Genomic DNA, 25,447 nt, shown 5'->3' with positions numbered 1-25,447 from the left:
CAATGCCCACCCATTCCACTGATGACAATCAGAGCGCTGCGCCAGCGCCTTCATCCCCCTCCACTTCTCCAGAAGCTATGATGGAGCCTGAGAAGAAGGAGAAGATGAGCCCCACGGCCAAGAAGATCGCCATTGCCATCCTGATGGTGCTGGTCGTGCTGGGCATTGGCATGTGGATGTTCCTCCACCGCAACGAGGTGGACACAGACGATGCCTACACCACGGGCCGCAAGGTTGGCATTGCGCCCCATGTGGCAGGTTACGTCAGCAACCTCCTAGTCAATGACAATGAATTCGTTCACAAGGGTCAATTGCTGGTCACGATTGATGGGCGTGATTACCTTGCCAACTTGAAACAGTCTGAAGCTTCTGTTGTGCAGGCCCAGGCTGACTTGAAAGCCTACAAGCTTGGCCTGTTGGTGGCTTCAAAGAACTTCCCAGGCCAGCTTGAGGTCGCCCAAGGTGAATTGGGCCAAGCCAAGGCCAGGCTTTTCAAGGCGCGGACCGATTACGGCCGCCAGCACCGCGTCATGCGTGCGGCCACCTCCCAGGCTGACATCGACACGGCGCGCGCCGAACTGCAGGCTGCCGAGGCGGCTGTGATGGAAGCGCAGGGCCATGTGATGCAGGCCTTGCCCGTTAAGGCCAACATCGCCAGCGCTGACGCCCACATTTCCCAGGCGGACGCCAACATGAAGGCAGCGCAGGCTGCTTTAGAGCACGCACGCTTGAATGTAGAATGGATGGCAGTGCGCGCCCCTTGGGATGGTTGGGTTTCCCAACGCGCCGTGGAGCGTGGCGATTACGTGTCGGTGGGCCAGACGATGTTCTCCATCGTGCCGCGCGACATCTGGATCGTGGCCAACTTCAAGGAAACCCAATTGAAGAACATGCGCCCTGGTCAGCTGGTCGACCTACATGTGGACGCTTACCCGCAACTGCACCTGCGTGGCCATGTCAATTCCCTGCAGATGGGTTCTGGTGAAGCCTTCAGCGCTTTTCCGCCTGAAAACGCCACTGGCAACTTCGTGAAGATTGTCCAGCGTATTCCTGTCAAGATCCTCATTGATTGTGGCATGCGCAAGGACATCCCCTTGGCGATTGGCCTTTCAGTGGAGCCTGTGGTGGATGTCAGCACCCATCCAAGTGACGTTAATGCCCTATGCAAAGCTGAAGGCGGCCTGAATGGCTCAGGGATGCCTTTCCACTCTGTCGCGCAGGATGACCAGGATGCCATGCTGATGGCCAATGGCGGCCAGGCTCCTGTTGGCGCCCAGCCCGTCACCACGGCGCCAGTGAACATGCCTGCGTCCGGCCGCACTGCCAAACAGGCCGCCAGGGGTATGCAGCCTTGAGCACAGCCATTACCCATGACGACCCAGGGGGCAACCCTGAGAGGAGCCCCGGCACGGAAGCCGAGCGTGCCGCCTGGAAGCCCAAATATAACCCTTGGCTAGTGGCCATTGTGGTCACCATGGCCGCTTTCATGGAGGTGCTTGACACCACGATTGTCAACGTGGCGTTGCCGCACATCGCCGGCGCCCTGGGCTGCTCCTACGATGATGCCACCTGGGCCCTGACTTCCTACCTTGTGGCCAACGGCATTGTGCTGACCATTTCTGGATGGCTTTCGCGCACATTCGGGCGCAAGCGCTACTTCATGATCTGCATCAGCATGTTCACCTTGACATCCTTCTGCTGTGGGCTTTCACAAAGCCTGGGCATGCTAGTGATCTTTAGGTTGCTGCAGGGATTCTTTGGCGGCGGCCTGCAGCCATGCCAGCAATCCATCATCCTGGACATCTTCCCACCGGACAAGCGCGGCGCAGCCTTTGGTCTGTCAGCCATCGCCACCATTGTGGGGCCTGTGCTTGGCCCTCTTCTGGGTGGGTGGCTGACGGACAATTACTCCTGGCACTGGGTGTTTTTCGTCAACGTGCCTTTTGGCATCATCACAACGGCCCTGGTGGCTGGCATTCTGGAGGACCCGCCTTGGGAGAAAGCCCGCAAGAGCCGCATTGACGTCATTGGCATCAGCTTGATTTCATTGGGGCTGGGCTGTGTGGAGATCATGGCCGACCGTGGCGAAGATGACGACTGGTTTAGTTCTGGCTTCATCATCACCATGGCCCTCATCGGCTTCTCCTGCACCATTGCGGCCATCATCTGGCTTCTCAAGTCCAAGAACCCGCTTCTCCGCCTTTCTGTGCTCAAGGACAGGAACTTTGCCGTCGGCACGGTTCTGGTGGGAGCGATGGGCATGATCCTCTACGCAGGTGCTGTTATCGTGCCGCAGTTCGCCCAGCAGGTGCAGGGTTACACGGCAACGCTGGCTGGCATGCTCCTAGCGCCTGGGGGCGTGGTCATCATCTGCCTCATCCCTTTTGTGGGGAAACTGATGGGCAAGGTGGAGTTGCGCTACATCATCGCGTTTGGCTTCATGTTCATGGCCACGTCGCTGTTCTACTCGTCACAGCTTTACACTGGCACAAGCTTTGGCTGGCTGGTCAAATGCCGCCTGCTGCAGTCCGCGCCCTTGGCCTTTTTGTTCGTGCCCATTTCTACGCTGGCGTTCATGACCCTGCCTGATGAACTGAACGCTGATGGTTCGGCCCTGTTCGCCATGGTGCGCAACTACCTGGGCAGCCAGGCCATCTCCTATTCAGGTGCTGGCCTGACGGAGGCCCGCCAGCTCCACCAGGATCAGTTGGGCACGGCCACGGCCCCATGGCGCGTGGCCATGCGGCAATACATCCAGGATGTGGACAAGGTGGCGCAGTGGCATGGTTTCGCACCCCTGCGGGCCAAATCCTACGCTGTGGCCCATATGTACCAGGACTTCCAGGTGCAGGTTTCCATGCTGGCTTACAATGAGGTGTTCCAGATCTTGGGCATGCTGGCCCTCAGCGTGGTGCCCCTCTGTTTCCTTGCCAGTCCTGGCCCGCGCAGTGGTGGGCCAGCCAAAGGAGGGCACTGAACATGGCCTCCACCAATAAATATGGCCGGCCCTTTCCAAACCTGGTGCTCCCTGTAGGGCCAGCGGTCAAACCCCCATGCGCCGCGTTTTCTGACCTGAAGGGCTCAGGGAGCGTGGATGCGCATGAAGCTGCGGGCGGTCAGCTGGGCGATCGCTTGAATGGCTTGGGGGCTGTCATCAACAGGCAGCATGAAGCGCTTGCGTTGGATAATGCGGGTTTGGCACATCATGCAGAACTGCTCAGCGGCCAGGTAAGGGTCTTCAATAGCCAGCAGTTCGGGGCTCAGGGCCATGCGCGCTTCAAACCAGCGCGCCAGCCCTCCCAGGGTGCGCGCATAGGCGTAACGCCAGAAAGTGTCAGCCAAGTGGGGGAAATGTTCAGCCTCCCCCACGATGATGCGGTAAAGCCCCAGCGCGATGGCGTCACTCAACATGGTGATGAGCATCAGGGCCGCTTCCTCAAGGGCCGCCTGCAGGGGGACGTCGTTGGTGCGGGGCAGGCTTTCAATGGCATCGAGCTTGGTGCGGCAAGTGTCTTCAAAGAAGGCCGTGAACAGCTCAGCCTTGCTGACGAAGTGGTTATAGAGCGCCCCTTTGGAAACGCCGGCCTCGCGCGCGATGACCGACATCGAAGCCCCTTCGTAGCCAAGCCTCAGGAAGACTTTGCCAGCCCCTTTGATGATTTGGGCTCGCCGTTTCTGGCAGGCAGGGCTGAGCGGCAACGCGGTGGGGGAAATGCTGTCATGAAGGGTGGAAGGGTTTTGGAAATGAGCGGAAACAGCATCAGCGGGTACAGGCATCAGTTAAGTCATCCAACAAGGATCAGCGGTGGGGGCCGGGACAAGCCGCCAGGCGCCGGAACGGCAGGGGAAACGCATAGTGACCGAACAGTTCGGTCAGGACAAGCGCCCAGGCGGCAACCAGCTGCCAAGGCGGCCGTGGCCCTGCTGATGGCTGGCACCTTGTCAGGTTGCATGGTTGGGCCGCATTACCACCAACCCAACCCAGCCGCCCCAGCCAGTTACAAGGGCGCAGGGCAGCCCAACACCCCAGCCCCTTTGAGTGAAGTGGTTGAACAGCCCTTTGACGATGCTTGGTGGAACTCTTTCCGCGATCCGGAACTGACCAAGCTGGAACGTGACCTCTCCACCCAGAACCTGGATTTGCAGCAGGCAACGGCCAACCTTGGCTCCTCACGCGCTGAGATGATGATCGCTGGTGCTGAACGCTTCCCCATGATGGGCATTCAGGGCCAGTACCGCCTCACTCAGCCCTCAAGCCGGCAGCTGCAGGAAATCCTGCACCGCATCGGCAAAAGCTCGCCTGGCCCCTTTGGTAGCATGGTTGGGCAATCCTCCAAAGATGCTGAGATTCCACTCCTCAACGCTTGGAACTACGGTGTTGACGCCAATTACGAGGTTGACCTTTGGGGGCGCGTGGCACGGCAATACGAGGCTGCCAAGGCCATTGCGGATGCTTCCGCCTGGCATCGGCGGACAGTCCTGATTGCCTCCCAGGCTGATTTGGCGCGCGATTACCTACATCTGCGCGGTGATCAGAAGCGCGCCGCTATCCTGGCCGCCACTCATGGCACAGTGGAGGGGTTGGTGAACCTCACCACCAATCGTTACCGCACAGGGTTGGTTTCTGAGGTGGATGTGGAAGCCATGCAAGCGCGCCTTCATGAGGTGGAAGTCGCCCAGCACGGCTTGACCCAGGCCATCAGCCAGGAACAGAACGCCATTGCTATGCTGCTTGGCAAGGAGCCCCACGCCTTGGACATGGAGCTTGGCATCAGCCCCATTCCAGCTGTGCCGCCCCAGGTTCCCATTGGTCTGCCATCAGAGTTGGCGCACCGCCGTCCTGACATCCGTGAGGCTGAAGCCATATTGCGCCAGACAGTGGCTGAGACAGGGCAGGCCACAGCTGATTTCTATCCAAAATTCACCATTGATGCGAATTTTGGCATGTCCACCCTATCCTTCAAGGATTTAGCCATGTGGAGTGCACGCACATGGAATGTCGGGCCTGCCATCACCATTCCCATTTTCCAGGGTGGACGTCTGTGGGGGCAGCTGCGCCTGAAAAAGGAACAACAGAAAGAGGCTGCGGTCACTTACCGCAAAACCGTCCTGAAGGCTTGGCATGAAGTGGACAATGCTTTGGTGGCCTACCGCGAAGGGCAGTTCCGCAAAATCGGGCTTGAGGGAACTGCCCGTGACAACAAGCGCCGCCTAACCTTGGCCACCAGTCAATACCGTTCTGGCCTGGCCACTTACCTTGATGTTCTCAGTGCGCAGACGGACCTGCAAAATGCCCAGATGGCCACAGCGCAATCTGACGCGGACCTAGCTGATGGCATGGCCAAGCTTTACAATGCCCTGGGTGGTGGTTGGAAAGACGTGTTGCCCGATAAAGGCAAGGACGTGAAACTGGCCAACGCTGTGGAGGAGGAAGCCGTCAACCAAACCGCCAATGGTGTTGAGAACAGCTACAAGACCCGCCCTGCCGCGCAGCAGGGTGGTGGTGGCGATAGCCTCCATTTTCCTGGCGTGGTCAGCCCCCCCATCGCTCCAGCTGCTGCGGTGGATGCCTTGGTGCCCACACCAGCCCCGCACTGAAAAATAAGGGCCCCATCCGTGCGGGTCCTACTAAGCTCAGTAGGCCACAGGTGGCTTAAGCGCACGCCATGCCCATGCCCTCTGTTTTTTGAGGGCGCTAAGGGTGGGGTTGTTCAGAGTGACCAAAAGAAAAGCGACCTTCCCACAAAGGGGAGGCCGCTTTTCAGCTTCCACCCCACCCTACAGAGTGGAATGGGGGATTCCGGTCAAGAAATTACTTTTTGGCGGGGGCGGCAGGGGCCACAGGCGCAGCGCTGGCTGGTGCAGCCTTGGAAGGCGCGTTGGCTGGCAGCATGCTGGTAACAAAGTTCTCAGACACGAAAACCAAGGCGTTCAAAGCGTCATTCAGAGCGGCTTTTTCCGCGGCAGGCTGGTTGGCTTTGGCGAACTGCAGGGCGCGGGTCACGTCACCTTCAGTGGGGGCCAGCGGCGCCAGCGCGATGATGAAGTCCAGGTCGGAACCGACAACCTCAAGGGTTTTTTGGGCTTCATCCGCCTGGCCGGCGCGCAGCTGGGTGTTAGCCTTGGCGATGGCGGCTTTCTTTTCAGGGGCCAGTTCCTCACTGGCGATGAATTCACCGCCAACGGGGATCCAAGTCTGGGCGCTGGCTTTCTGGTTGGCCTGCTCCACAGCGGTTTTGGTGCCTGGGTGCAGGTCAGTCTCAGCGGCCATGAACTTGGTTTCGGCGCGACCAGCGGAATTCAGGTCAGAAGCGACCTTTTCCAGGATGCGGATGGTGCCGGCCGTGTCGTTGGCGCCCAGAACCTGCTGCGCTTTGAGGATGCCCAGAAGAGCCGCCTGGCCGTCAACGGACAAATGACGGAAAGACACGCGCGCCTCGTGGCGTTCCCAAGCGTGCTCAATAGCTTTGATGGGGTGGGCCAGTTTAGACTGGTGGGCGCTGGCAGGCTGGGCGGCAGGAGCATCTGCTGCCACGGCTGGCAGGGCAGCCAGTGTAGTCCCGGCGAGCAGGGCCGGAAGCGCCAAGAAGCGGAGAGATTTGGTCAAAGACATGAACTGTCCCTCTGGTGGTGATGGTTCCGGCTCTCCCTGGTTTCCCCACAGGTCGCACCTGTGTGGAAGCCAGGCCAGATGAGCCTGGGGATGTGACGGCCTGTGGCCGCACTAGCTGGCCAGCTGTGCTGGCGGCGTTCATTCTGGCCCAAAAACTGCTCCCTTCCTAGAAGAAAAGCGTTTTGACCTGATTTAAAGGCTTTGCGCACCATGGGGGGCAAGTATTGTCCCACCCTGCGCAAAGGGGTGAAAAGCAAGGCCTGGGCAAAGCTGGACTAAGCCTTGCGAGGGGCGAAGTTTCCTGGCTACAGCGCACCCATGGCACTTCCCAAACAGCCCGTGCGTTCTTGGGGGCGCTGTTTCTACCCCTCAGCCCTGTGTGTCACTGAATCATGCATTGATCATGCGTTGCTGGTTGGTCACAGCGCTGCTACCAAATTTGTGATTGGGGCACCTTCAAGGGGAAATGTTGTTCATATCGCCAGCGAAAGCTTTTCGACCAGTTCTTAAATGCTGTCTTATGGAACCTGTCCTGTGCCGTTTCCACCTCAGCTTGCTCAGAAAGGACATTTCACGCGGGAACGGCCATCTGCATTAGACAAGGAACCGCCGCCGTCATGACGACGTTCATCCCTGCACCCGCCGCCTTCAGGATCAGACAGCTTCTGCAGAAGGGCGCCATGCCCATCATGGTGGCGCCAGCGCTTCTGGGCGCTGTCTGGGCCGTGATGCCATACTCTGCACAGGCGGAAGCCTTTAATGAGGCCTATACAGTCAGCACCACCATTGTGCCCACGCCTGTGGTGGCCGGCAGTCAGCCCCAGCCCACCGTGATCAAGGTTGATGTCGGGCCTGACTTCAAGAACCGCCACAAAACCGTTTCCGTTTCAGTGGGTAACGGCCCTTACAAGGTCAGCGCCTACACGCTCAAGCTGCGCCTGGTCATGGGGCCAGACGACAGCAGTGAGGATGGCACTGTGGAATACCAGTTGAGCGCTGACATCAACCATACCACTGGCACTGGCTTCAACACCATTCACACGCGCGCCAATGGGGATGTGCGTCTTGACCACGGCTATGGTGAAGCGCCATTACCGCTGAACAAGTACTTCTCTGGTAAAGTGGTTGTCCGCATGGATGATGAGGAAGGCTTCTGAAGCGTCCCGGGTTCTTTGCTGGGGGAGGCAGGTGGAGGGACTGCTGCGCGGTTTCCAGTCCGCCCCAGATGTTGGGTGTTTGGGGCCAGCCCATGCTATGAGTGAGAACTGTTATGGCAAATGACATCAGGCAGGCCCCCAGCGTGGCCCCCTCCCCCCAAGGCACCCCAAATGCGGTTAAAGTACTGCTGGTGGAAGATGACGAAACCCTGGCCCATGAGATCCAGGTGGCCTTGGCTGAGGCTGGCTATCAGGTCCTGTGGGCGGCGGATGGCCCAACGGCGCTTGAAATGGCATTGGGGCCTGAAGCGCCCTTCAGCGTTATGATTATGGACAGGATGCTGCCAGGGCTGGATGGCCTCAGTGTGCTCGCGCAGTTACGGGCGCGTGACGTACAAACACCTGTCCTGGTGCTTTCGGCCCTTTCAGCTGTGGATGACCGCATCAATGGCCTTCATGCAGGGGGTGATGACTACCTCACTAAGCCCTTTGCCATGGGGGAGCTTTCCGCCAGGCTAGCGGCCCTTCTACGCCGCCCGGTAGAAACGCGGCAGTCAAGGCTGCGGGTGGGGCCCTTGGAAATGGACCTGATTGAACGCACCGTCAGCCGTGATGGGCGTGAAATCGAACTGCTGCCCCGGGAATTCAAGCTTCTGGAATATATGATGCGCCGCCCAGGCGCTGTGCTGACGCGCACTATGTTCCTGGAGGATGTGTGGCATTACCGTTTCGTGCCACAGACTAATCTCGTTGACGTCCATATTGGCAAGCTGCGCCGCAAAGTGGATGGCGCAGGCGAAGACCCCATGATTGAATCCATCAGAGGGGCAGGATTTCGCCTTAACATCCCTGAGGCGCCACCTGCACCCGCTGCCCATGACGGTTCAGCCGTAGCCGGCAACGGCGCGTGAAGGGGTGAAGGCTATTGCCTGCCGTGGCCCCTCCAGCCCAGCCCCCTGACGCTAGCCATGCCCCACTGCCAGCCAGGCTGAAGCGGCGCCCAGCGCCATGGGCGCTTTTCAGGGCATCGGCCTTCAGGCTCATGCTGGGGTTGGCGTTGGTCATCTGCCTTGGCATGTGCGCGCAGATCCTGCTCCTCTACACGCACATGAACACGTTTGAGCGCAACCGCGATATCCACCTTCTGCGGGCCTCCGCGGATGTCCTTGAACATGAATCGCCCTCCAGCTTGGAAGTCTCCCTCCAGGAGCGCGACACCAACGAACTCCGCATTATTCTTAATGGGGCGGGCTTGTTTGATGCTCACCGGGTGCGCATCCATGGTGACATCAGGCATTGGCCGCGTGGGCTTGACGCGCGCCCTGGTATGCAGCGCCTTTCCGTCAACCTGCCTGATGGCACGCGCACTTTCATGCGCTTTCTGGTTGATGAGGTGCCGGGGCCTTACGGCACCAAGCGCTTCCTGGTGCTGGAGCGTTCCGGCCATACCATGGCCGCTGAACTGCAAGCCATGCTGCGGCAGTCAGCCTTGTTTTCCATCGGTCCTGTGGTGGCCTTTGCTTTGCTAGGGGCGCTTTTCCTCAGTCACCGCGCTTTGGGGCGGGTTGCCGCGATCCACCAAGCTGTTGATGAGGTAATGGAAGGTGATCTGGGCGTGCGCCTGCCTGTGCGCCCCGGCACAGCCACCCCCAAGGACGACATAGACGCTTTGGCGATGTCCGTTAATTTCATGTTGGACCGTTTGGAGCAACTGGTGGGGGAGATCCGTGACGTCACCAACAATATCGCCCATGATTTGCGCACACCCCTTGCCCGTGCCCGTGCCCGTTTGGAACGTCTGACCAGGCTCGCCACCAGCCTGCCCCCCTTGCAGCGCAACCATGTGGAGGAAGCGGTCGCTGCCAGCACGGGGGACCTGGAACACTGCTTCCGCATCATCACGGCCATTCTGCGCATTGGAGAGATAGAAAGCGCCCAGCGCCATGCGGGTTTCGCCGTCATGGATTTGGTGGCCATGTTGCGTGATATCGCTGACTTTTATGAAGTCGCGGCGGAGGAACGTCACCAACATTTGATTTTGCACCTGCCTTCGTCACCTGTAGAAATTTACGGTGATGAAGGACTGTTGAGTGAGGTCGTTGCCAACCTTCTCGATAACGCCATGAAGTTCACCCCCAGGGGGGGTACCATCATCCTTGAAGCTGGCAATGGCGCCATAGGGCCATGGTTCTCCGTCACCGACACAGGGCCTGGCATCCCTGTTGAGGAACGTAAGAATGTTCTGGGGCGTTTCTACAGGGCTGACAAAAGCCGCCACGTCCCAGGCTCTGGCCTGGGATTAAGCCTGGTAGCGGCCATTGCAGGGCTGCATGGTGCGCGCATTGACATTATGGATGGCGCCCCCACCACCTGCACAGAGCAGGTAGGAGGGAAAACAGGACCCAAAACGGATAGAACTGCTGGCCCCCTGCACTGCAACCCTGTGGCGCCAGCCCCTTTGCCCTATGGGGCGCGCTTCAAGATCATTTTCCCCAAAACGCAGGAATGAACCCTCTACAAACGCCATCTCAGCCTGGGCAAGCTAGCACTTGAAGCGCCGTGCGGCTTGCTGCCACAACCCCACCACGATTGGCCGGTAAGCTGGCGCCATGCCAGTCTGCACGCCACTGAAACCTGCTGCCCCCACCTTATGCCATACCCGTGGGATAACGGGCACCACCCATCTGGAGAGGGTTTTCCGGGGCAACACGCTGGAAATACCATGTTGCTTTACGCCCCATCAGCTTCCTGTTTCCTGCTTTGAGAGACGCCCATGAACGCCATTGTCATCACAGCGCTCAAGCGTCCTTACACTTTTGTGGTTCTTTCCATCCTGATCGTCATTTTCGGGGTGCGGTCGATTTTCAGCACCCCGACTGACGTGTTCCCCGCTATCCGTATTCCTGTGGTGGCGGCGGTGTGGAGCTACACTGGCTTGATGCCTGAAGAGGTGGCTGGGCGCATCGTCTATTATTATGAGCGCACGCTCACGGCCACCGTGGCCAACATCGAGCATATCGAAAGCAATTCTTATTACGGGCGCGGCATCGTTCGCATTTTTTTCCAACCCGGAACAGACCCTGCGGTAGCGCAAACGCAGATCACCTCGGTTTCGCAGACCGTCATCAAGCAGCTGCCAACAGGGGCAACGCCCCCTCTCATCCTCGCCATGGACGCCTCTTCAGTGCCTGTCCTGACCATTCAGGTGAACAACCCGAACATGTCAGGATCTGAAATTTACAACATGGCCTCCAACCTCATCAGGCCACAGCTGGTCTCAGTGCCTGGTACGGCCATCGCCGCCCCTTATGGCGGCCTGGCTGCTGATATCATGGTGGACCTGGATCCCGTCAAACTGTTGGCGCACCGGCTTTCACCTGTTGATGTGGCCAATGCCCTCAACCAGCAGAACATCGTTCTGCCTGGTGGGGACCAAAGGGTGGGCAAGCTCGATCTGTTGGTGAAGACCAACTCGGCCCCGCTCGACATCGCCAAGTTTAACAAAATGCCCATCAAACAAGTGGGCAATTCCGTCATCTACATGCGCGATGTTGCCTGGGTGCACAAAGGTGGCCCCCCCCAGATGAACGCCGTTCTGGTGCGGGGCCAGCAAGCAGTGATGATCGTGGTTATGAAGTCTGGCAACGCCTCCACGCTGGAGGTGGTCGCTGGCATCAAGAAGCTGCTGCCTCAAGTCCGCACCACTTTGCCTGAAGGCACGGAGATGCGCATCCTGACGGATGCCTCAGGCTTCGTGAAAGAGTCCGTCACGGACGTCATGCGTGAAATGCTCATGGCGGCCCTCCTGACCAGCTTGACGGTCCTCCTGTTTTTGGGATCGTGGCGCTTCACTTTAATTGTGGCCACTTCCATTCCTTTGGCCATCCTTTCAGCACTCATCTGCTTGTCACTGGCGGGGCAGAGCATCAACGTCATGACGTTGGGCGGCTTGGCTTTGGCTGTGGGCATTCTGGTGGATGACGCCACCGTGATGATTGAGAACATCGACCATCACCTGCACATGCAGAAATCCATTGAAGACGCCATTATTGACGCCGCCAACCAAATTGTGGTGCCGACTTTCGTCTCCACAACCTGCATCTGCATTGTGTGGCTGCCCTTATTTGAGCTGACTGGTGTCTCTGGCTGGCTATTCATGCCCCTTGCCGAGGCCATCGTGTTTGCCATGGCCGCCAGTTTCATTCTTTCGCGCACCTTGGTGCCAACCATGGCCATGTACCTGCTCAATGGCCAGAAAAAGGCGGAGGAACGCGCAGCCGCACGTGAGGCCCAAGGCCTGCCCTCAGGCCCAGGGCCAGTGGGGGCGATGCTGGTGGGTTTCCAGGAAGGGTTTGAACGTTTGTTCACCGTTTTCCGTGAAGGCTATGGGCGTGTGCTTGGGCTGCTTGTGCACCACCGCAAAGCGTTCATCACCGTTTTCATGGGCATGAGCCTAGCAAGCTTAGGGTTGCTTTTGTTCGTGGGGGAGGACTTCTTCCCTGAAATCAAGTCTGACACCCTTCAGCTCCACATGCGTGCGCCCCAAGGCTATCGGTTGGAGCAGGCCGGCCTCATCAGCGGCCTGGTGGAGAAGAGGATCCGCCAAACCCTGCCAGGCCAGGTGGAGACGGTGGTCACCAACTGCGGTCTGCCTACAAGCCAGATCAACCAGGCCATGATCCCCTCCCCTACTACAGGGCCACAGGACTGCGACCTGACGGTGCAGCTCAAGGACCCTGAAAGCCCAACCAACCTCTACCGGCAGCAATTGCGCACGGAACTGACCCAAGCCTTCCCAGGCACGATTTTCACGTTCCAGCCTGCGGATCTTACAGCCAAGATCCTCAACTTTGGTTTGCCAGCACCCATTGATGTGCAGATCGTAGGGCGCAACCTGGAAGCTAACTACAGCTTTGCCGTCCACCTCGTTCACAGGCTCAAGAAAATCACCGGCATTGCGGATGTGGTCATTCAGGAGCCGATGAACCAACCCATGATGACCATCCACGCCCGCCGTTCCTACGCCATGGGGGCCGGACTGACGGAGCGCGACATCGCCTGGAACGCCCTTGTGGCGCTTTCGGGTTCTGGGCAAGTGGGGCAGACTTATTATCTCAACCGCATGGGCACGTCGCAGCTCATTGACGTCCAGGTGCCTGCTAACTACCTCCAGACACTCAATGAGCTGGAGCTGATGCCCGTGGACAAGGGCAATGGCAACCCCACCAACGCCAACCCGCAGATCCTGGGCGCCTTGGCCGACCTCATTCCCGGTGGAACGGCTGGGGAGGTCTCGCATTACAACATCATGCCTGTTTTCAACATCTACGCCAGCCCAGAGAAGCTTGACCTGGGCAGCGTGGCCAGCGCCGTTGACAAGCTGGTGGCGCAGGAACGCAAAAACCTGCCCCATGGCAGCACCATGGTGGTGCGTGGCCAGGCGGTGACCATGTTCTCCGCTTACAGTCAGCTCATCAGTGGTCTGGCCCTTTCCATTGTGCTGGTTTACCTCATCATCGTGGTGAATTTTCAGAGCTGGCTTGACCCCTTCGTCATCATCATGGCCCTGCCAGGGGCCTTGGCTGGAATCGCCTGGGCGCTGTTCCTCACCCACACTCCCCTTTCCGTGCCAGCCCTCACAGGGGCCATCATGTGCATGGGCACGGCAACGGCCAACTCTATCTTGGTGGTGGCCATGGCACGTGAACGCATGGATGCGCACGCCAACCCCCTCAAAGCTGCTGTGGAGGCTGGCTATGAACGCATCCGCCCCGTTTTGATGACGGCCCTGGCCATGATGGTGGGCATGATCCCCATGGCAACCAGCAACTCCGCCAACGCACCTTTAGGCAAAGCAGTGATTGGTGGTTTGCTTTGCGCCACTATTGCCACGCTGCTTTTCGTGCCTTGCGTGTTCGCACTGGTCACCCCTGACGGCAATAAGGGGGGCAAAGCTTCAAAACAGGGCGCGTCAACGCCTTCAGGGCCTGGTGGCCCAACAGACGAACCAACCGGCAGGGAGCATCTGGCATGAGCACACAGGACAACCAGCTTCCGGAAGGCGCTGCGCCAGCAACCCAGAAGTCTGACACTCCCCCCACCAAAGGGCTCCTGGGGCGTTACCTGCGCTTGCGCAAAAGCGCGCCACTGCTTTTTGTCGGAGTTACGGTGGGGTTGGCCATGGCTGGCCTGGCAGCGTGGGGCATTACGCAACGCTTGGTGCATTATGGCCTCCTCACCAAGGAGACGCACCAAAACGCCATAACGCCCGTTGTGCTGATCTCACCCCACAAAGGCCCCGCTACCCGTTCAGTTGACCTGCCAGCCAACCTGGCTGCCTGGTATGAAGCCCCCATCTACGCCCAGGTCTCTGGCTATGTAAAAGCCTGGTACACTGATTATGGCGCACGCGTGAAAAAGGGAGAGGTGCTAGCCCTCATCAGCACGCCAAGCCTTGACGCCCAGTTCGCGGCAGCCAAAGCGCACTATGACGTTGTACTGGCCCGTTACCACCTCGCCCTCATCACGGCGGCACGCTGGAACGCGCTCAAAGGCACCCAGGCTGTCTCCCGGCAGGAGGTGGACGTCCAGGCGGCCAACGCAGCAGCGGAGAAGGCCTCACTCGAAGCTGCCTCCCATGAAGTGGAGCGTTTCCAGGCGCTTGAGAACTTCAAGAGAATCGTGGCCCCTTTTGACGGCATCGTGACGGCGCGCTTTGTCAATATCGGCGATTACGTCAGTGACAATGGCGGCAGCCTCAACACCCATGGTGGAAGCGGTGCCCTGTTCTCTGTGGCAGACATCAGCAAAATGCGCGTCTTCGTTTCCGTCCCCCAGGATTACGCGGCTGCCATCAGCCCTCAAATCAGTGCGGAGCTCACAGTGCCTCAATACCCTGGGCGGAAGTTCCACGCCAACTTCCTGGCCACGGCACGCGCTTTCAATGCAGCTACACGCACTGTCACCACCGAGCTTTGGCTGGAAAACAAGGATGACGCCCTCTGGCCCAATTCCTATGCGACTGCCCACATCGTGGCGCCTTCAGACCCGAACATCCTGTTGCTTCCAACCAGCAGCCTCATTTTTAGAGGCTATGGCATGCAGGTAGCCATGGTCAAAAACAATCGTGCCGTCATCCATAATGTAACGGTCGGCACTGATCTAGGGTTGGAAAGTCAAATCATCACGGGCTTGAAGCCAGGTGACAAAGTCATTGCCAACCCTGTGGCGGACCTTCTAGACGGCGACAAAGTGCGCCTGGTCAAACCAACTCGTGGCTACAACGCCCCAGCAGTCCTTCCCAAGCCAGTGCCCATGCCAGCCGCCCCAGCCACTGATCCCGCTGCGGAGCTGCGGCGCCTGGCAGCTGAACCAACCAGCATGACAGAAGCTTTGCCAGACAAGCCACCACCCTCCCAGGCCACCAAGGGTGCAACCGCTCCTAGCTCTGCCCCCTCATCAGCCAAGCAAAAAGGTGGGCTACCTTCACCTGCAAGCACCAAAGCCAAAGCCGCTCAAACCACTAAGGGTGGCGCCACCAAGGGAGGGCGCCATGCTGCGGCTCCCGTCCTGCCCCACCAAAAAGGCCTTGTGCCCAGCCCGACTGAATCGCTTAAGGCAGAAGGGTTGAGCGGGGCCGGCAAGCCAGGTCATGGTGCGGCGCAAGTCAAGCCAAGCCCGTCAGCGCCATGATGGTCAAAAGGCACCTTCACCGCTTGCGGCACGCGGCGACTTTGGTTCTCATTCCCCTTGTGGTGTTGGGAGGGTGTGACATGGCCCCAACGTACAAGGGAGCGCCTAAACTCACTTTCCCAGATGTCTGGAGCGACAGTACCCATGGCGCTGTGCGCTGGCCTCGCAATATGGGCAAGGCCATCCCAGCTGACGCTTTGCCGCGCGGCCCGTGGTGGACGGTTTTCAATGATCCTTTGCTCAACCGCATGGAAGAGAAACTGGCCACCAGCAATCCAGACCTTCAGGCAGCCGCTGAAGCCTTCCTGCAGTCACGTGACGTCGCACGCGAAAGCGAGGCCCTGCTTTACCCTCAGTCAGCAGGTTCCGCCTGGGCCAGCTACAACAAGGGTTCGTTGGGACGGCTGTATTTCAGCCGCCGCAGCCACAGCTTGGAATATGAATCCAACCAGGGCTACCAAGGCGCAGCCACTTGGGAGCCTGACTTCTGGGATTCTATCCGCAATACAACCCGCATGGAGAAGAACCAAGCCCAAGCCACGGCAGCTGACTATGCCAATGCGCGCCTCAGCCTTCAGTCTGAGTTGGCGCGGCAGTATATCCTCCTGCGTGGTCTTGATGCGCAGGATGCCGTTTACCGCGATTCCATCCGTTACTTCAGCGCCGCTGTAGACATCACCCGTATGCGGCAAGGCGGGGCCATCGGCGCTGGGCTTGACGTCTCCCGTGCTGAAGACCAGCTCTACAGCGCGCAAGGGGCGCTCAGCCACCTGAAGGCCCAGCGCGCCGTGACGGAACACGCCATTGCCGTGCTCCTCAACACCACGCCAGCGGCATTCCACATCAAACCGATGCCTGGCTTCACCATCCGCATCAAGGAAGTGCCCATAGAACCGGGCCTGCCTTCCACTTTGTTGGAGCGCCGCCCAGACATCGCGGCCTCAGAACGCCAGCTGGCAGGCGCGGTGGCCAGCATCGGCGTGGCGCGGGCGGCCTTTTACCCCCACATCACCCTCAGTGCCTCTGGCGGTTTCCAGAATGGGGGTTTCGATTTAGCCCAAATGGCCATGGCGATGTGGCGCGTGGCCATCCAAGCGGCTGAGCGTGTCTACACGGGTGGGTTGCGACGGGCTGCGCTGCAACGTTCATGGTCATCCTACCGCCAGAGCTTTGACGAATACCGCGCCACCGTCCTGGAAGCCTTCAAGGAGGTGGAGGACAACCTCAGCCGCACCAAGCTTTACGCGCGTGAACGCCGCCAGCTCCACCGCGCTGTGGAGGCGGCCTTGCGCACCCAGTCCATGACCATGGCACTCTACACAGGTGGCCTCTCCAACTACCTGGATGCCCTGGTGGCACAGCAGGATGCTCTCAAGGCGCGCTTGAACGAGGTCTCCGCTCAAACGGAGCAGCTGCAATCCACTGTCAGTCTCATCAGGGCGCTTGGTGGTGGTTGGCGCGCTTCAGACATGCCAACCATCGCGCAGATCGATCCGGTGGGACCTTTGCAATATGAAGGCCTCCATTACGCGCTCTCTGTAGGCGGCGTCCCCAATGGGGTGCACTTCAAGGGGCTGGCGCCACCAAAGGTGGACAGCAACCTTGCCTCCCCCCTGCCAGTGCAGGCCCCGTTGCCCAGTTCTTCCGCAGCGCAGGGCAGCGAAAAATCTGGGAATGATGAAGGCGGTTCCAGACTGCCTGCGGATGGCCCTGTGCGCTGGTGGTAGGGAGGGGCCGGGTTGAATCACCCTATCCCAACCTTGACGGAAGCTGGCGAAGGCTCTAGGCTGGGAATTTCCAGAAACGCGGGAGGTGTCCTAGCCATAGCTTGGCAGGCTGGGCACCGTTCGAACCGCGGTTCGGGATGACGCAACCCAAGCCAGTCAAAGGGGAGTTTCCCGGATATGGCCAAAAAAATCGTTGGCTACATCAAGCTGCAGATCCCGGCCGGTAAGGCCAACCCGTCACCGCCTGTGGGCCCGGCCCTGGGTCAGCGCGGGCTGAACATCATGCAGTTCTGCAAAGAGTTCAATGCCAAAACCCAAGGCATGGAACCCGGTATGCCCATTCCAGTGGTCATCACCGCCTATGCGGACCGCACGTTCAGCTTCATCACCAAGACCCCGCCTAACACTTACTTCCTTCTGAAAGCCGCCAAAATCAACAAAGGCAGCCAGACAGTTGGCAAGTCTGCCTCCGTGGGCAAGGTGACGCGCGCGCAGCTGCGCGAGATCGCCGCCACCAAGCTCAAGGACATGAACGCCAATGACATCGATGGCGCCGTGCGTATGCTCGCCGGTTCCGCGAAGTCCATGGGCATTGACGTGACGGGAGCCTGACGCCATGGCCAAGAATAAGCGCATCAATGCGGCCCGCGCCGCTGTTAACCCAGCTGAAACCTACAGCCTTGAAGAAGCCGTGAAGCTGGTCAAGGACAATGCCACAGCCAAGTTTGACGAAACCGTTGAACTGGCCATCAATCTGGGCATTGACCCCCGCCATGCTGACCAGATGGTGCGTGGCATGGTTTCCCTGCCGCACGGTACGGGTAAGACCATGCGCGTTGGCGTGTTCGCCCGTGGACCGAAGGCTGAGGAAGCCAAGGCCGCTGGTGCTGACGTGGTTGGCGCCGAAGACCTGGCTGAAGCTGTGCAGGAAGGCAAGATCGATTTCGATCGCTGTATCGCTACTCCTGACATGATGGGCCTGGTGGGGCGCCTGGGCAAAATCCTAGGCCCACGTGGCCTGATGCCTAACCCCCGCCTGGGCACCGTCACCATGAATGTTGGTGATGCCGTCAAGGCCGCCAAGTCTGGGCAGGTTGAATACCGCGCCGAGAAGTCAGGCATCGTTCACGCAGCTGTTGGCAAGGCCTCTTTTGAGCCCACCAAACTGGCTGAGAACGTCAATGCCCTCATGGGTGCTGTGCAGAAGGCCCGTCCATCAGGCGCCAAGGGCACTTACATGAAAAAGGCTGCCCTCTCCTCCACCATGGGGCCTGGCGTGGCTGTGGATGTCAGCGGCTTCAACGGCTGAGCTGACTTTGGGATGGTTTCGTGCCATCCCATCTTGCTTTTTGCCAGGCTTCAGGTAAAAGGCCAGCTAACTGCCCCTGCGCCTGTGCCTGGTCAGGCCTGCGCAGGGTTGGGGAAGGGCGACTTTCCCCGCAAGGTTCGCTGCATCTTTTGTGTTTTTGCTTAAAAACCAGTTGATGCAGCCTTGGTTTTCATACTCTGCCTTGGTGGAGGTCATGAAGCCAAACCTGTCCAAGACCGCACGCGGTTGTTGCCCCTTGTCGCCAAGGGGTGCGCCATAATCCAGCTAGGGCAACCTTACTGGGCGGGCGCCAGACGGGCCAGGCCCTCATGGCACGGTTTCCTCGCTGAAACCTGCGTGGGCGGCTCCCGGACTGCACTGACAAGGACAGGCGAGCGGAGGGAGGGCTGCACAGCCAGCACCCCTCCATGGGTCAACAGGCCTAGTCATGAAGGTGCCCTTGCTGAGGGGGCGCTGTTGACAGGCCGTGAAGGAGACAGGTTTTGGACCGCAAGGAAAAAAGCGCCTTTGTCAACTTCCTCGCTGACGTGTTTGGTTCAACCGGCATCGTTCTGGTCACCCGCAATCTGGGTTTGACCGTTGATGACGTGACCAAGCTGCGCCGCCAGGTGCGCGAAGCGGGTGCAAGTTACAAGGTCGCCAAAAACCGGCTGGCCACCCGTGCTCTGGCAGGTACCCAATTCGAAGGCATTTCCCCACTGCTGACAGGCCCCACTGCCCTTGCTTGGGCTGAGGAACCTGTGGCCGTGGCCAAAGTGCTGGTCGAGTTCGCCAAGACAAACGACAAGCTTGAGCTGCTGGGTGGCAGCCTTGGTTCCGTGGCGTTGGACGTCAACGGTGTCAAGGCTCTTGCCGAGCTGCCTTCGCTGGACGAGCTTCGCGCCAAGTTGGTGGGTATGGTTTCCACACCCGCCCAGCGCATCGCATCCGTCACGCAGGCCCCTGCTGGCCAGCTTGCCCGTGTCTTCGGCGCCTATGCCAAAGCCGGCGAAGCCGCCTGAACATCTGTTCACGTTCAGCCATTCCCAGGGCGCACGCTTTTGGAAATGGCTTGAACAACACGCATTACGCGCTGCAGTTTTTCAAGGGTGACCCTACGCGCTGCAGCGTTCAACACTGAGGATATCATCATGGCCGATCTGGCTAAACTGGTTGACGAACTCTCCGCCCTGACCGTTCTGGAAGCTGCTGAGCTCTCCAAGATGCTTGAAGAGAAATGGGGCGTTTCCGCTGCCGCTCCTGTGGCTGTTGCCGCTGCTGCCCCCGGTGCTGGTGGCGCTGCCGCTGAGGAAAAGACCGAATTTGACGTTGTTCTGGCCAAGGCTGGCGACAAGAAAATCAACGTCATTAAGGAAGTCCGTGGCATCACCGGCCTGGGCCTGAAGGAAGCCAAGGACCTGGTTGAAGGCGCTCCCAAGACCCTGAAGGAAGGCGTCTCCAAGGACGAGGCCGAGAAGATGAAGAAGGCCCTCGAAGCCGCTGGCGCGACTGTCGAGATCAAATAAGCCTTTCCAGGCTTAAGTGGCTTTCCCCTTTGTGAGGAAAGCCCCATGGGGGTCAGGGCATCAGCCTTGGCCCCCATTGTTTTGAGCAATGATTAAGCACATTAAAACAACGTGGAAACAGGCTTCCTCACCAAGACCTGTTTTGTGCTTTGGGGAGGGACACCCTTGGTGACTAACAAACTCCCTTATAGAGGAAATACATCGCTTTGGGTCTTGGCGGTACTTATGGGGTTCTCCCATGGGTTGCCTTGTGCCATTGCGCAACCATGCCCTCTTTCGCCTGTGAAGGTGCGTTGGGGCTTTTCACCGGAAGGCAGCGCGCGCCAATTGCTTTTGGCAACTCTGGGACAAGCCCGGCACTCCATAAAGATGATGGCTTATTCCTTTCGGGCGCCTGACATCGCAAACGCTTTAGTAGCTGCGCGCCAGCGTGGCGTGAACGTGCAGGTGGCCATGGATTATGGCGCAGTAAGGCGTGATGGGCGGCAGCGCCATATGGTGTGTTTTCTGCAACGCCATGGCGTGAAGGTCCGTATTGACCATAGCCCAGGCTGGGAAAAGCAACATGACAAATTGACGCTCACAGACGACAACACGGTGGTGACAGGTTCTATGAACTTCACCCCCTCTTCTGAAAAGCATAAAAGCGAAAACATCGTGGCCATTCAGGGCAATGCAGCTTTAATGAACGCCATGGAAGCTCATTTTCAAAACCGCTGGGCCTTGTCTCAGCCTTATGGGCAGCTTTTCCCCCACCAGCCCTGCCAAGGCGGGGACTGAGCCAAGGCTTGTTCAAGCAAAATTTTTGTTCAAGGTGGTTCAAAGCCCCGTTGAAAATCCGCACTGTGCGCATCTCAGGTCTTGAATAAGGCGAAGATCGACCTTATGTTGGTGGTTCTTGGTGCACCGGGCGCATGGGTGCACTCAGTCTGAAAAAGAATTAAGTAATCAGACACCGCTGGGTTTGCCCAGGCGGTGCGGTGCCAGCCATCCTGGCCTGCTTCTTTTCTGCCTGTCGCGCCATTCTGGCCTGGCGGCTTGAAGCTGGCCGGGAGGGCTGGCTTTTAGGCAGGATAGAATGAGCAGCGCAATCACAAAATCTTTCACTGGGCAGAAGCGCATCCGCAAAAGCTTCGGGCGTATTCCCGAAGTCGCCCCGATGCCCAACCTCATTGACGTTCAGCGTTCCTCTTACGAAGGTTTCCTCCAGGCCAACATCAAGCCTGACGAGCGCGCCCCTGCTGGTTTGCAGGAAGTGTTCAACTCCGTGTTCCCAATCCACGATTTCGCGGGCAAGGGGCGTTTGGACTTCCAGCGTTATGAGTTTGAGGAACCTAAATACGACGTTGAGGAATGCATCCAGCGTGGCTTGACCTACGCTGCGCCCCTGAAAGTCATTTTGCGCCTCACCACTTGGGACATTGACGAGGATACAGGCACCCGTTCCATCCGCGATTTGAAGGAACAGCCCGTCTACATGGGGGACATCCCCCTGATGACGGAGCATGGCACCTTCATCATCAATGGCACTGAGCGCGTCATCGTTTCGCAGATGCACCGCAGCCCTGGCGTTTTCTTCGACCATGACCATGGCAAAACGCACTCCAGCGGTAAGTACCTCTATTCTGCGCGCGTTATCCCTTACCGTGGCTCTTGGCTGGACTTTGAGTTCGATGCCAAGGACGTCCTCTATGTCCGTATCGACCGCAAGCGCAAGCTGCCAGCCACCACGCTGCTTTACGCGTTGGAGGGGGCGAAGTCACTTGCTGCGCGTAAAGCCAAGGAAGCTGAAGGGGGCGATGTTGAGGCCCTCGGCGTGCAGGGGATGGACCAGGAGGAAATCCTCTCTCAATTCTATGAAACGGTGTCCTTCACCCGTAAGGACGCCAATACTGAAAACTGGGCGCGCCCCTTCGATCCAGACTCCTTTAAGGGTCAGAAGCTGCTTTCAGACCTGGTGGACGCTGAAACCGGCGAGGTTGTGGCTGCAGCTGACACTAAGCTGACGGCGCGCAAGCTGCGTCAAATTGCTGAAAACACCAAGACGGTAGAGGCAGGGCGTCTGGACCTGGTCGGGCGTTTTGCTGCGCGCGACCTGGTCAACACCCAGACTGGCGAAATCTGGCTGGAAGCTGGTGATGAAATCACCGATGAAGCTCTCACCACCCTTGAGGAAGCTGGCGTCACCTCAATCCCCACTTTGGGGATTGACGCCCAGCATGGCCCATGGATTCGCAACACGCTGGCTGCAGACAAGAACCGCAGCCGCGATGAGGCCTTGATCGACATCTACCGCATCATGCGCCCAGGTGAACCACCCACCCCCGAAACCGCTGAAGCCATGTTGAACGGCCTGTTCTTCGATCCAGACCGTTACGACCTTTCAGCCGTGGGTCGTGTGAAGATGAACATGCGCCTGGACGAGCAGGTGCCTGACACCGTGCACACCCTGCGCAAGGAGGACATCCTCAAAACGGTCAAGGTGCTGTGCGACCTCAAGGACGGCCGTGGCCAGGTCGATGACATCGACAACCTCGGCAATCGCCGTGTCCGCTCCGTGGGCGAACTCATGGAGAACCAGTACCGCATTGGCTTGCTGCGCATGGAACGCGCCATCCGTGAGCGCATGGGTGCAGTCGATATCGACACCGTCATGCCGCACGACCTCATCAACGCCAAGCCAGCGGCCGCTGCTGTGCGCGAGTTCTTCGGCTCCTCCCAGCTCAGCCAATTCATGGACCAGACTAACCCCCTGTCAGAGGTGACCCACAAGCGCCGCCTCTCAGCGCTTGGTCCAGGTGGCTTGACGCGTGAGCGTGCTGGTTTTGAGGTGCGTGACGTCCACCCTACGCATTATGGCCGCATCTGTCCTATTGAGACCCCAGAAGGCCCCAATATCGGCCTCATCAACTCACTGGCCACTTACGCCAAGGTCAACAAATACGGCTTTATTGAGACCCCTTACCGCCTGGTCCAGGACGGCCAGCTGCAGCCGGATTGGAAGTACCTCTCCGCTATGGAGGAGGAGAAGCTGGTTGTTGCCCAGGCTGACGCGCGCCTGGAAAACGGCGACAAGCTTGCTGACGAACTGATTTCTGTGCGCCAGCAGGGTGATTTCCGCCTGGTTCCGCCCGAACAGGTTACAGCATGCGACGTCTCGCCGCGCCAGCTGGTCTCCGTGGCTGCGGCCTGCATCCCCTTCCTTGAGAATGACGATGCCAACCGCGCCCTCATGGGCTCCAACATGCAGCGTCAGGCCGTGCCGCTTATCAGCTCTGACGCGCCCTTGGTCGGCACGGGCATGGAAGCGGCGGTGGCGCATGATTCTGGCGCCACCATCATCGCCAAGCGCGCTGGCGTTGTCGATCAGCTCGATGGCGCCCGCATCGTTGTCCGCGCCACTGATGAGAACGGCGCCACGGAAGGTGTGGACATCTACCGTCTGCGCAAATATATGCGCTCCAACCAGTCCACCTGCCTCAACCAGAAACCTTTGGTGAAGGTTGGGGACCGCGTTGCCGCGGGTGACATCATCGCTGATGGCCCCGCCACGGAACTGGGCGAGCTGGCGCTTGGCCGCAATGTTCTGGTCGCCTTCATGCCCTGGAACGGCTACAACTTTGAGGACTCCATCCTCATTTCAGAGCGCATCGCCAAAGACGACGTCTTCACCTCCATCCATCTGGAGGAATTCGAAGTCATGGCCCGCGACACCAAGCTGGGCCAGGAGGAAATCACCCGTGACATTCCCAATGTCGGCGAGGAGGCCCTGCGCAACCTCGATGAGGCCGGCATCGTCTATGTGGGCGCGGAGGTCAATCCAGGCGACATCCTGGTGGGCAAGGTGACCCCCAAGGGCGAAAGCCCCATGACCCCTGAGGAGAAGTTGCTGCGCGCCATCTTTGGCGAGAAGGCCTCTGACGTGCGCGACACCTCCTTGAAGCTGCCGCCAGGCACCAGTGGCACCATTGTGGATGTGCGCGTGTTCTCGCGCCGTGGCGTTGACAAGGACGAGCGCGCCATGGCCATTGAGCGTGACGGCATCGCCCATTTCGCCCGTGACCGTGACGATGAGCGCCTCATCCAGGAGCGCAGCTTCCACAACCGCCTCAAGGAACGCCTGGTCGGCCAGGAGGCTGCCGCTGGCTTCAAGGGCATCAAGGCTGGCACCGTCATCACGCCTGAGATCCTTGAACAGTTCCCCAAGGCCACTTGGCGCAACATCACCGTCACTGACCCTGTGGCCACCGCCGCCCTTGAGGCCGCCTGCCGTGAGTTCGATGAAGCCGTGACGCGCATTGACGCGCGCTTCAATGACAAGGTGGAGAAGCTGCAGCGTGGTGACGACCTGCCCCCAGGCGTGATGAAGATGGTTAAGGTCTTCGTCGCTGTGAAGCGTAAGCTCCAGCCTGGCGACAAAATGGCTGGCCGCCATGGCAACAAGGGTGTGGTGTCACGCGTCTTGCCTGTGGAGGACATGCCCTTCCTTGAGAATGGCCAACCCATGGACATCGTCCTGAACCCACTGGGCGTGCCGTCGCGCATGAACATCGGTCAGATCCTTGAAACCCACCTTGGCTGGGCCTGTGCCAACATTGGCCAAAGCATCGGGGAGCTGGTGGACGAGTATCAGCGCACAGGCGAGAAGCGCCAGGAATTGCTGGACCGCTTGAAGGATGTTTACGGCGAACGCGTGTTCAATGAAGACATCGCCACCCTCAGCAACGACCAGCTGGTGGAGTTGGCCAACAACCTGCGCAAAGGCGTGCCCATCGCCACGCCCGTGTTTGACGGCGCCTCCATCCCTGACATCGAAGAAATGCTGGAAAAGGCAGGGGTCGATAAATCTGGCCAGTCACAACTGATTGACGGCCGCACGGGCGAGCCTTTCGAGCGTAAGACCACCGTTGGCTACATCTACATGCTGAAGCTGCACCACCTTGTGGACGACAAGATCCATGCCCGTTCCATTGGGCCTTACTCCCTCGTCACCCAGCAGCCTTTGGGCGGCAAGGCGCAGTTTGGTGGTCAGCGTTTTGGTGAGATGGAAGTCTGGGCGCTGGAAGCTTACGGTGCTGCCTACACGCTGCAGGAAATGCTGACGGTGAAGTCTGATGACGTTTCAGGCCGCACCAAAGTCTATGAAGCCATCGTGCGTGAGCAGGACGACTTCGAGGCTGGCATCCCTGAAAGCTTCAATGTTCTGGTCAAGGAGCTTAAGTCCCTTGGCCTCAATGTGGAGCTTGAACAAGGGGGCGCTTCCTGAAGGCGCCATCACAACGGCCCCCACCTGTGAGGTGACAAAGGGCCTTGCCATCACCATGTCTTATCCATGACAGGACAATGACAGCGTGATTGGAAAGGCCGCATCGTGACAGCCACGCGCCCCAAGGCGCTGGGGTCACATGGAAAAGCAGCCCAGG

16 protein-coding genes and 1 pseudogene are annotated in these 25,447 nt (G+C 59.2%); 15 read left to right on the top strand and 2 right to left on the bottom strand.

The genetic code is table 11. The features are described 5' to 3' along the window. Positions 1-104: 104 nt before the first annotated feature. A pseudogene (locus E3E12_RS02025) lies at positions 105-1,133 on the top strand (HlyD family secretion protein); the annotation flags it as partial. 323 nt (positions 1,134-1,456) lie between these two features. After that, positions 1,457-2,977: a DHA2 family efflux MFS transporter permease subunit gene (locus tag E3E12_RS02020; protein WP_286206911.1), complete on the top strand. Its 1,521-nt coding sequence runs from the start codon at positions 1,457-1,459 to the stop codon at positions 2,975-2,977. 104 nt (positions 2,978-3,081) lie between these two features. On the opposite strand, the gene E3E12_RS02015 is transcribed toward E3E12_RS02020, so the two are convergent. Then, positions 3,082-3,777 carry a TetR/AcrR family transcriptional regulator gene (locus E3E12_RS02015; protein WP_141442836.1) on the bottom strand — a complete coding sequence of 232 codons (696 nt, stop codon included), beginning with the start codon at positions 3,775-3,777 and terminating at the stop codon, positions 3,082-3,084. Between the two features lie 150 nt (positions 3,778-3,927). Between E3E12_RS02015 and E3E12_RS02010 the strand changes: the two genes are divergently transcribed. Next, a complete protein-coding gene (locus E3E12_RS02010) occupies positions 3,928-5,598 on the top strand; it encodes an efflux transporter outer membrane subunit (RefSeq protein ID WP_141444000.1) in 1,671 nt (556 codons plus the stop codon). Between the two features lie 214 nt (positions 5,599-5,812). On the opposite strand, the gene E3E12_RS02005 is transcribed toward E3E12_RS02010, so the two are convergent. Further along, positions 5,813-6,613, bottom strand: a complete 801-nt coding sequence (locus E3E12_RS02005) for a YfdX family protein (protein ID WP_141442835.1) — start codon at positions 6,611-6,613, stop codon at positions 5,813-5,815. Positions 6,614-7,230: 617 nt separating this feature from the next. On the opposite strand from E3E12_RS02005, the gene E3E12_RS02000 reads away from it, so the two are divergent. The 12 genes from E3E12_RS02000 (at position 7,231) to rpoB (ending at position 25,290) form a co-directional block, all read left to right on the top strand. Next, a complete protein-coding gene (locus tag E3E12_RS02000; protein WP_141442834.1) occupies positions 7,231-7,770 on the top strand; it encodes a hypothetical protein in 540 nt (179 codons plus the stop codon). A 113-nt stretch (positions 7,771-7,883) separates the two neighbouring features. Then, entirely contained in the window at positions 7,884-8,681 is a 798-nt protein-coding gene (locus tag E3E12_RS01995; protein ID WP_141442833.1) for a response regulator transcription factor, read from the top strand. 23 nt (positions 8,682-8,704) lie between these two features. Next, positions 8,705-10,279, top strand: coding sequence for a sensor histidine kinase (locus E3E12_RS01990; protein ID WP_141442832.1), 1,575 nt, complete (start codon positions 8,705-8,707; stop codon positions 10,277-10,279). A gap of 264 nt (positions 10,280-10,543) precedes the next feature. Then, positions 10,544-13,804: an efflux RND transporter permease subunit gene (locus E3E12_RS01985; protein WP_141442831.1), complete on the top strand. Its 3,261-nt coding sequence runs from the start codon at positions 10,544-10,546 to the stop codon at positions 13,802-13,804. After that, complete coding sequence (locus tag E3E12_RS01980; RefSeq protein WP_408869931.1) at positions 13,801-15,462, top strand: efflux RND transporter periplasmic adaptor subunit; 1,662 nt, start codon at positions 13,801-13,803, stop codon at positions 15,460-15,462. The genes E3E12_RS01985 and E3E12_RS01980 overlap by 4 nt, the downstream gene beginning before the upstream one ends. Then, a complete protein-coding gene (locus E3E12_RS01975) occupies positions 15,462-17,189 on the top strand; it encodes an efflux transporter outer membrane subunit (protein WP_141443998.1) in 1,728 nt (575 codons plus the stop codon). The genes E3E12_RS01980 and E3E12_RS01975 overlap by 1 nt, the downstream gene beginning before the upstream one ends. 177 nt (positions 17,190-17,366) lie before the next feature. Further along, a complete protein-coding gene (gene rplK / locus E3E12_RS01970; RefSeq protein WP_141442830.1) occupies positions 17,367-17,801 on the top strand; it encodes a 50S ribosomal protein L11 in 435 nt (144 codons plus the stop codon). 4 nt (positions 17,802-17,805) lie between these two features. Continuing rightward, positions 17,806-18,498 carry a 50S ribosomal protein L1 gene (rplA, locus tag E3E12_RS01965; protein WP_141442829.1) on the top strand — a complete coding sequence of 231 codons (693 nt, stop codon included), beginning with the start codon at positions 17,806-17,808 and terminating at the stop codon, positions 18,496-18,498. A 503-nt stretch (positions 18,499-19,001) separates the two neighbouring features. Then, positions 19,002-19,520 carry a 50S ribosomal protein L10 gene (rplJ, locus tag E3E12_RS01960; RefSeq protein WP_141442828.1) on the top strand — a complete coding sequence of 173 codons (519 nt, stop codon included), beginning with the start codon at positions 19,002-19,004 and terminating at the stop codon, positions 19,518-19,520. Between the two features lie 129 nt (positions 19,521-19,649). After that, positions 19,650-20,024: a 50S ribosomal protein L7/L12 gene (gene rplL / locus E3E12_RS01955; RefSeq protein ID WP_141442827.1), complete on the top strand. Its 375-nt coding sequence runs from the start codon at positions 19,650-19,652 to the stop codon at positions 20,022-20,024. A gap of 225 nt (positions 20,025-20,249) precedes the next feature. Next, on the top strand, positions 20,250-20,804 hold the full coding sequence (locus tag E3E12_RS01950; RefSeq protein ID WP_141442826.1) for a phospholipase D family nuclease: 555 nt from the start codon (positions 20,250-20,252) through the stop codon (positions 20,802-20,804). Positions 20,805-21,102: 298 nt separating this feature from the next. Further along, positions 21,103-25,290 carry a DNA-directed RNA polymerase subunit beta gene (gene rpoB / locus E3E12_RS01945; RefSeq protein WP_141442825.1) on the top strand — a complete coding sequence of 1,396 codons (4,188 nt, stop codon included), beginning with the start codon at positions 21,103-21,105 and terminating at the stop codon, positions 25,288-25,290. The last annotated feature ends 157 nt before the right edge of the window (positions 25,291-25,447 follow it).

This window comes from Formicincola oecophyllae, from assembly GCF_006542395.2.
Lineage (GTDB): Bacteria > Pseudomonadota > Alphaproteobacteria > Acetobacterales > Acetobacteraceae > Formicincola > Formicincola oecophyllae.
The sequence above is the reverse complement of the archived record's forward strand: the minus strand, read 5'-3'. Positions and strand labels throughout refer to the sequence as shown.

Excerpts from the sequence above, each read along its gene's own strand:
- E3E12_RS02015 (WP_141442836.1), bottom strand. The coding sequence starts at position 3,777 with ATGCCTGTACCCGCTGATGCTGTTTCCGCTCATTTCCAAAACCCTTCC.
- E3E12_RS02010 (WP_141444000.1), top strand. The coding sequence starts at position 3,928 with ATGGCTGGCACCTTGTCAGGTTGCATGGTTGGGCCGCATTACCACCAA.
- E3E12_RS02005 (WP_141442835.1), bottom strand. The coding sequence starts at position 6,613 with ATGTCTTTGACCAAATCTCTCCGCTTCTTGGCGCTTCCGGCCCTGCTC.
- E3E12_RS02000 (WP_141442834.1), top strand. The coding sequence starts at position 7,231 with ATGACGACGTTCATCCCTGCACCCGCCGCCTTCAGGATCAGACAGCTT.
- E3E12_RS01995 (WP_141442833.1), top strand. The coding sequence starts at position 7,884 with ATGGCAAATGACATCAGGCAGGCCCCCAGCGTGGCCCCCTCCCCCCAA.
- E3E12_RS01985 (WP_141442831.1), top strand. The coding sequence starts at position 10,544 with ATGAACGCCATTGTCATCACAGCGCTCAAGCGTCCTTACACTTTTGTG.
- E3E12_RS01980 (WP_408869931.1), top strand. The coding sequence starts at position 13,801 with ATGAGCACACAGGACAACCAGCTTCCGGAAGGCGCTGCGCCAGCAACC.
- E3E12_RS01975 (WP_141443998.1), top strand. The coding sequence starts at position 15,462 with ATGGTCAAAAGGCACCTTCACCGCTTGCGGCACGCGGCGACTTTGGTT.
- rplK (WP_141442830.1), top strand. The coding sequence starts at position 17,367 with ATGGCCAAAAAAATCGTTGGCTACATCAAGCTGCAGATCCCGGCCGGT.
- rplA (WP_141442829.1), top strand. The coding sequence starts at position 17,806 with ATGGCCAAGAATAAGCGCATCAATGCGGCCCGCGCCGCTGTTAACCCA.
- rplL (WP_141442827.1), top strand. The coding sequence starts at position 19,650 with ATGGCCGATCTGGCTAAACTGGTTGACGAACTCTCCGCCCTGACCGTT.
- E3E12_RS01950 (WP_141442826.1), top strand. The coding sequence starts at position 20,250 with ATGGGGTTCTCCCATGGGTTGCCTTGTGCCATTGCGCAACCATGCCCT.
- rpoB (WP_141442825.1), top strand. The coding sequence starts at position 21,103 with ATGAGCAGCGCAATCACAAAATCTTTCACTGGGCAGAAGCGCATCCGC.